The organism is Cellulosimicrobium sp. BMG9.22, from assembly GCF_059159975.1.
In genome coordinates, this window is record NZ_JBZGBY010000057.1 from 1 (window position 1) to 6,763 (window position 6,763).

Here is a 6,763-nt window from a genome sequence, read left to right on the forward strand (position 1 = left end):
GTGGTTCCTGTGGTCGACGGCGCGTGGCTGGCTTGGGTGGTCGGGGTGGGTGGGGGCGCCGCGTCTACCATCCGCCGGGCCCGACCACGACGCGGCGCCCCCACCCACCCCGCCCTGCGTCGTCTCGCCCTGGTCTTGGCTCACCCAGGCGGGCCGCGGTGCTCGCCGAGCATGTCGTTGCGGCTCGTCCTCGTCGTCTGACGGGCGATGACCGCATGTTCGACCGGTCAGGACCGTCATGGTCGGCACGAGCGCTGCACTACCCGGTGCCAGGCCGACGCGCATGACCAGGGACCGCCGTCGGCCGACCACAGCTATACCTCGGCGGACCACGGCTCTACCTGGGCGGACCACAGCTCTACCTCGGCGAGCGTTCAGCCCGTCGTGACGACCGCCGTCGTGCCGCCTAGACCGACGCCGACGCCGACGGCGAGGTGACGGACGAGCGGGGCAGGGGGTGGGATGTGCCGGGTCGTGGTGGGTCTGGCGGGAGCCGCGAGGAACGAGCGGCGGATGGTAGACCCGGCACGTCCCGCCCCCTGCCCCGCGGACCCGACCACAGCCCGAGAAGTGTCAGCGGCGCTTGATGAGCGACACGTCGCGGACGGCGCCGCGGTCGGCCGACGTCGCCATGGCGGCGTACGCCTGGAGCGCCGGGGAGACGTACCGGTCGCGGTCGACCGGCTGCCACGGGTTCTCGCGCGCCTCCATCTTGGCGCGACGCTCGGCGAGCACGTCGTCCGGGACGTTGAGGCGGATGAGGCGCGTGTCGACGTCGATCTCGATCTCGTCGCCGTCCTCGACGAGGCCGATGGCGCCGCCCGCGGCGGCCTCGGGCGAGACGTGGCCGACGGAGATGCCGGACGACCCTCCGGAGAACCGGCCGTCGGTGATGAGCGCGCACACCTTGCCGAGCCCGCGGCCCTTGATGAACGACGTCGGGTAGAGCATCTCCTGCATGCCCGGCCCGCCCGCGGGGCCCTCGTAGCGCACGACGACGACGTGGCCGGGCTGGACCTGCTTGGTGAGGATCTTCTCGACGGCCTCGTCCTGCGACTCGCAGACGAGCGCCGTGCCGACGAAGTGGAAGACGTCCGGGTCGACGCCCGCGGTCTTGAACACCGCGCCGTCCTCGGCGAGGTTGCCGCGCAGCACGGCGAGGCCGCCCTCGATGGTGTAGGCGTGCTCGATGTCGTGGATGCAGCCGTTCTCGGCGTCCGTGTCGAGCGACTCCCAGCGGTTGGACGTGGAGAACGCCTGCGTGGTCCGCACGCCGCCGGGCGCCGCATGGAACAGCTCGACCGCACGGTCGGCGGCCTTGCCGCCGCGGATGTCCCAGTCGTCGAGCCACGCGCGGAGCGTGGGCGTGTGGACGGACGTCACGTCGTGGTCGAGCAACCCCCCACGGTCCAGCTCACCGAGCAGCGCGGGGATGCCGCCCGCGCGGTGCACGTCCTCCATGTGGAAGCTGGGGTGGTTCGGCGCAACCTTCGAGAGGCAGGGCACGCGGCGGCTGATCCGCTCGATGTCGGTGAGGTCGAAGTCGATCTCGCCCTCCTGCGCGGCGGCGAGGATGTGCAGCACGGTGTTGGTCGAGCCGCCCATCGCGACGTCGAGCGCCATCGCGTTCGCGAACGCGGCCTTGGTCGCGATGGAACGCGGCGCCACCGAGTCGTCCTCGTCCTCGTAGTAGCGGCGCGCGAGGTCGACGATCGTGCGACCTGCCTCGAGGAACAGCTCCTTGCGCGCGGCGTGCGTCGCGAGCGTCGAGCCGTTGCCGGGGAGCGAGAGCCCGAGCGCCTCGGTGAGGCAGTTCATCGAGTTGGCCGTGAACATGCCGGAGCACGACCCGCACGTGGGGCACGCGTTCTCCTCGACGGCGTTGAGCGCCTCGTCGGACACGTTGTCGTCGGCCGAGTAGTTGATCGCGTTGATGAGGTTGAGGGGCGTCTTGGCGACGCCGTCGGCGACGATCGCCTTGCCGGCCTCCATCGGGCCACCGGACACGAAGATCACCGGGATGTTGAGCCGCAGCGCCGCGTTGAGCATGCCTGGCGTGATCTTGTCGCAGTTGGAGATGCACACGAGCGCGTCGGCGCAGTGCGCGTTGACCATGTACTCGACCGAGTCGGCGATGAGGTCGCGGCTCGGGAGCGAGTAGAGCATGCCGGCGTGGCCCATCGCGATGCCGTCGTCGACGGCGATCGTGTTGAACTCCTTGGAGACGCCACCGGCCTCGCGGATCGCCGACGCGACGAGGTCGCCCATGTCCTTGAGGTGGACGTGTCCGGGGACGAACTGCGTGTACGAGTTCGCGATCGCGATGATCGGCTTGCCGAAGTCTTCCGCGCCCATGCCGGTCGCGCGCCAGAGGGCGCGGGCGCCGGCCATGTTGCGGCCGTGGGTGGACGTCCGAGAGCGCAGGGGGCGGCTCATGTCGGGTCAGCTCCTTCGACGGGGTCCTGCGACCGATCCACCGGCCGCCGGGTCACATTACGCCCGTGACGGACTTCGCAAGGGGGGCGTCCGACTCGTGGTCGTCGGACTACGTACGCCCTGGCTCCGCTGAAACCATGACGGGACAGGAGAGTCGGTCGATGACGCCGCGACCCGGTCACGCGCCGGCCGTGTGCGCGTCCTCGAGCTCGTCGGCGTGGCGGATGTGCCGAGTGACCCACGGCGCGAGCGCGAACAGCGCGAGGGCGAAGACGAGCGCGACCGCGCCGATCCCGCCGAAGTACGCGGTGTCCGAGGCGCCCTCGGTCGCCTGGATGATCTGCGCCGTGATGGCCTGTCCCGCCGCGGGTGCGAGGAACCACAGCGCCATGGCCTGGGAGCGGAACGCACGCGGCGCGAGGAGCGTCGTCGCGGCGAGCCCGACGGGCGACAGGCACAGCTCGCCGAGGGTCTGCACGACGTAGACCGCGACGAGCACCCACGCGGGCGCACGCTCGTCGCCGACGACGGCCGACGCCAGCGAGAGGCCGAGGAACGACACCGCGGCGAGCGTGAGCCCGATCGCGAACTTGTTGGCCGTCGCCGGTCGATCGCCCGTCTTGATCCAGATCCACGCGAACACCGGTGCGAGAAGGATGATGGACAGCGGGTTCACCGACTGGAAGAACGCCGGGCTGATCTCGACACCGAAGATGTCGAGCTGCGTGCGGTCGCGCGCGAACGCGGACAGGGTCGTGGCGGCCTGCTCGAAGATCATCCAGAACAGCATCGCGGCGACGAACAGCGGGATGTACGCGATGATCCGGGGCCGCTCGGCGTCGGTGACCTTGGGCGAGCGGTACATGACGACGAAGTACACGACGGGAGCGAGGAACGCCAAGTAGGACAACGTGTCGATGAACGTGTCGATGCCGAAGCCGCCTGCAACGAGCACCGCGACGAGCCCGACGACGACGACCCCGCCCGCGATGATCATGAAGAGGCGCGCGATCGCGGGCCGCTCCGCGGGGCGGATCGGGTTCGGCACGTGCGCGCCTGCCACACCGAGGTAGCGGCGCCCGGCGACGAAGAACACGAGGGCGACCGCCATGCCGACCGCGGCCACCAGGAAGCCTGCGTGATATCCGAACGCCCGCTGTACCGCGCCGACGATCAGCGGCGAGAAGAACGACCCGATGTTGATGCCCATGTAGAAGATCGAGAAGGCCGAGTCGCGACGCGGGTCGTCGCGCGCGTAGAGCTCCCCGACCATCGACGACACGTTGGGCTTGAGCAGGCCGGTGCCGATCGCGACGAGCGCGATGCCGGACATGGAGAAGCCCACGCCCGGCACGGCGAGGCTGACATGACCGGCTGCGATGACCACGCCGCCGTACAGCACGGAACGCCGCGACCCGATGACCCGGTCGGCGAGCCAGCCGCCCACGACCGAGAGCAGGTAGACGCCGGTGCCGTAGATCGACACCAGCGCGGCGCCCGTCGTGTCGTCGATCGCGAGGCCGCCGTTGGCGACCGAGTCCGTCAGGTAGAACAGGAGGATCGCGCGCATGCCGTAGTAGCTGAACCGCTCCCACAGCTCGGTCGTGAAGAGCGTCATGAGCCCGCGCGGGTGTCCGAAGAAAGCTCGCTCACCTGCGATGTCGCCGGCCGCGCGCACGCCGCCGTCTCCCGCGCCGTTCCCGGCAGCACCGGGCCCGCCCGGTCCTGCCGCGACACCTGCGGACGTCGTCGCGATCTCCTGGGGCGGCGCACCGGCATCCGGCTCGGTGACCGCTTCGCGTTCGAGGTGCCGGCGGCGGTCGTCGCCGTTCCCCTGAGGGTGTTCGGGACCGTTCCGGTCGCCCTCGTCGTCACCGTCCATGCTTGCGATGCTCCCACCGGCGAGCGCGCCGGGCGACCGTTAGCGTGGCCGGGTGCCGACGATCTGGTGGTGCCGGCGCGACCTGCGCCTCGCCGACAACCCGGCGCTCGTCGCGGCGGTGGATGCAGCGCGAGAGGCGGGCGACGACGTCGTCGCGCTCTACGTGCTCGACCCGCGCCTCTGGGACGCCGCGGGCGCGCCGCGCCGGTCGTACCTCGCGCGCAGCCTCGCCGCTCTCGACGCGTCGACCGGCGGGCAGCTGGTCGTGCGGCACGGTGACCCGCGCGCCGTCGTGCCGGCCGTCGCGCGCGAGGTGCGTGCCCGGGAGGTGCACGTCGCCGCGTCGTACGAGCCGTACGGCGTCTCGCGCGACGCCGCGGTGGAGTCCACCCTGCCCGACGGCGGCGCGCACCTCGTCCGCACCGGCTCGCCCTACGCCGTGGCGCCGGGGCTCGTCCTGACGCGCGGCGCCACGCCGTTCCAGGTCTTCACGCCGTTCCGCGACGCGTGGGTCGAGCACGGCTGGCGCGACCCGGCGCCGCGGCCGCGGGACGTCCCCTGGGCGCACCTCCGGTCCGACGGCGTGCCGGACGACCCCGGGACGGACGCCCGGCTGCCCGCGGCGGGCGAGGCGGCGGCGCGGCGCCGGTGGCGGGAGTTCGTCGCCGACCACCTCGCGGGCTACGCGAGCGAGCGCGACCGCCCGGACCGGCCTGCGACGTCGGGCATGTCGATCCCGCTCAAGTGGGGCGAGCTGCACCCGCGCACCCTGCTGGCGGACCTGCGCGCGGCGCTCCACGACGGCGTGCCGTCCGACGACGTGCTCGCCTACCGGTCCGAGCTCGCCTGGCGCGAGTTCCACGCGGACGTGCTGTTCCACCACCCGGCCGCGGCCCGGCGGTCGTTGCGCGAGGTCGTGCCCGACGACGCGTGGGCGACCGGCGCGGACGAGGACCTGCTCCTCACGGCCTGGGCGGAGGGCCGCACTGGCTACCCGCTGGTCGACGCGGGGATGCGCCAGCTCCTCGGCGAGGGCTGGATGCACAACCGGGTGCGGATGGTCGTCGCGTCGTTCCTCGTCAAGGACCTGCACGTGCGCTGGCAGCGCGGCGCGGCCCACTTCATGGCGCACCTCGCGGACGGCGACCTGTCGCAGAACCAGCTCAACTGGCAGTGGGTCGCGGGGACCGGACGCGATGCCGCGCCCTACTTCCGGGTCTTCAACCCGGTCACCCAGGGCAAGAAGTTCGACCCGGTCGGCGATTACGTGCGGCGCTGGGTGCCCGAGCTTCGGGATGTCGAAGGGCCCGCGGTGCACGAGCCGTGGCGTCTACGCGAGCTGCCGAGGGGCTACCCGGAGCGGGTGGTCGACCACGCCGAGGAACGTCGGGTCGCGCTCGACGACTTCGAGCGCGGTCGCCGGTCCTGAGAAATTTCTTCAACCAAAGGGTTGACTAGCAGCACGGCCCGGCGTAGCGTCATCATCAACCAAACAGTTGAGAAGCGAGCGGACCTCTCCCGCTCCGACGAGGAGGTCCCGTGACGGCAGACCCGCTCTCCCGCGTGCTCTCGGCGCTCGCCGACCCCACGCGTCGCGACATGGTGGCCCGGCTCGCGTCGGGCGACGCCACCGTCGGCGAGCTGGCGCAGCCGTACGACATGTCCGTCCAGGCGGTGTCCAAGCACCTGCGGGTGCTCGAGGACTCCGGCCTGGTGACACGCACGACGGACGCCCGCCGCGCCCCCGTGCACCTCGAGACGGAGGTCTTCGACCTCATGACCCAGTGGATCGAGCGCTACCGACGCCAGGCCGAGGACCGCTACCGCCGCCTCGACGACGTCCTGCGCGACCTGCCCGACCTCGCCCCACCTGCGGGCGGGACCGCGAACGAACCCATGACAGGAGAAGCACCATGACCGCCACCGGCACCCACGAGACCGAGATCGTCGTCCCGAAGGACCTCCCCATGGTCCGCATCGTGCGGGAGTTCGACGCGCCCGCGGCCAAGGTCTTCCAGGCCCACCTCGACCCCGAGGTGTTCAAGCGCTGGAACGGACCCCGCTACCTCACGCAGCGCAACGAGGAGTGGGACGTGCGCACCGGCGGGTCGTACCGCTACGTGCAGGTCGACCCCGACGGCAACGAGTACGCGTTCTTCGGCAGCGTGCACGAGGTGCGGCCCAACGAGCTCATCGTCCAGACGTTCACGTACGAGGGCTTCCCCGACGGCGTCTCCCTCGACCGCCTCCAGTTCGAGGACCTCCCCGACGGCCGCTCGCGTCTCACCGCGACGTCGCTCGTCGACTCGTTCGAGGGCCGCGACAGCTTCGTCGCGAGCGGCATGGAGGTCGGCATCCGCGAGGGCTACGAACAGCTCGACGAGATCCTCGCCGCGTCCTGACTCCACCCGCACCCCGCCGAGGTAGAACCCTGGTCATGACCAG

5 protein-coding genes are annotated in these 6,763 nt (G+C 71.5%); 3 read left to right on the forward strand and 2 right to left on the reverse strand.

What is annotated here, in order from left to right:
* Positions 1–573: 573 nt before the first annotated feature.
* Both ilvD and AC4H2H_RS19540 read right to left on the reverse strand, forming a co-directional pair.
* On the reverse strand, positions 574–2,436 hold the full coding sequence (gene ilvD, locus AC4H2H_RS19535; RefSeq protein ID WP_494372497.1) for a dihydroxy-acid dehydratase: 1,863 nt from the start codon (positions 2,434–2,436) through the stop codon (positions 574–576).
* 178 nt (positions 2,437–2,614) lie between these two features.
* Positions 2,615–4,318 carry a peptide MFS transporter gene (locus tag AC4H2H_RS19540; protein ID WP_494372498.1) on the reverse strand — a complete coding sequence of 568 codons (1,704 nt, stop codon included), beginning with the start codon at positions 4,316–4,318 and terminating at the stop codon, positions 2,615–2,617.
* 52 nt (positions 4,319–4,370) lie between these two features.
* Between AC4H2H_RS19540 and AC4H2H_RS19545 the strand changes: the two genes are divergently transcribed.
* The 3 genes from AC4H2H_RS19545 to AC4H2H_RS19555 all read left to right on the forward strand — a co-directional run bounded on the left by AC4H2H_RS19545 (position 4,371) and on the right by AC4H2H_RS19555 (position 6,720).
* Positions 4,371–5,747, forward strand: coding sequence for a cryptochrome/photolyase family protein (locus AC4H2H_RS19545; protein WP_494372499.1), 1,377 nt, complete (start codon positions 4,371–4,373; stop codon positions 5,745–5,747).
* 110 nt (positions 5,748–5,857) lie between these two features.
* Positions 5,858–6,235, forward strand: coding sequence for an ArsR/SmtB family transcription factor (locus AC4H2H_RS19550; RefSeq protein WP_494372500.1), 378 nt, complete (start codon positions 5,858–5,860; stop codon positions 6,233–6,235).
* Entirely contained in the window at positions 6,232–6,720 is a 489-nt protein-coding gene (locus AC4H2H_RS19555) for an SRPBCC family protein (RefSeq protein ID WP_494372501.1), read from the forward strand. The genes AC4H2H_RS19550 and AC4H2H_RS19555 overlap by 4 nt, the downstream gene beginning before the upstream one ends.
* Positions 6,721–6,763: the final 43 nt, after the last annotated feature.

What these genes read in the sequence shown, in the direction of transcription:
- ilvD (WP_494372497.1), bottom strand. Translation starts at nt 2,436, where the DNA reads ATGAGCCGCCCCCTGCGCTCTCGGACGTCCACCCACGGCCGCAACATG.
- AC4H2H_RS19540 (WP_494372498.1), bottom strand. Translation starts at nt 4,318, where the DNA reads ATGGACGGTGACGACGAGGGCGACCGGAACGGTCCCGAACACCCTCAG.
- AC4H2H_RS19555 (WP_494372501.1), top strand. Translation starts at nt 6,232, where the DNA reads ATGACCGCCACCGGCACCCACGAGACCGAGATCGTCGTCCCGAAGGAC.